Source organism: Aminobacter sp. P4_D5 (assembly GCF_056401815.1).
This window is the reverse complement of record NZ_JBFUIP010001202.1, coordinates 1-559: the sequence shown is the minus strand read 5'-3', so window position 1 is coordinate 559 and position 559 is coordinate 1. Positions and strand designations below refer to the sequence as shown.

Below are 559 nucleotides of genomic sequence, written 5' to 3'. Positions count from 1 at the left end.
GTCTCAGCGCGCCGGCCAGGCGCGCGGTGTCGCGATAGACCGGCCCGTCGCCGCGCAGGGGTGCGAGGTCGGCCGCTGCCTTGCGTAGCGCCGCCACCACGGCCGCGTCCTGGGGCGGCGACATGGGCTCGGCGGCGAGCGCGGGGCCGAGCAGCATCGCCGCATCCTCGATGAGGGCGAGCTTGGCGTCCTGGTCCTCCGGGATGAAGTCGGCCAGCGTCATGGCGCGCGCGACCTCGGGGAGCGCGGCCAGCCGGCGGGCCAGCGCCTGCGCGGCCGGGAGGTCGGGCGCCAGCACCTCCAGGATGTTCGGATCGGTATCGGGATCGCGCGCGAGGTCGCGCCAGGTCGCGACGGATTCCGCGTTGGGGTCGCGCAGGTTGATCGGGTTGGTGTCGAAGCGCAGCCAGTAGAGCGAGCCGAGGCAGGCCAGGCTCAGCACCAGCGCCGCGATACCGACCGAGCGCGCATGGCGCGAGAGCCATTCGTCCACCGGCCGCAGCAGGGGATAGCCGACCTCGCGCGCCTCGGTGGAGGGGCGGGCCAGCACCATCAGCGC

At 74.6% G+C, this 559-nt stretch carries 1 pseudogene; it reads right to left on the bottom strand.

Going from position 1 to position 559, the window contains the following annotated elements:
* A pseudogene (locus AC1DWF_RS37490) lies at window positions 1-559 on the bottom strand (MMPL family transporter); the annotation flags it as partial.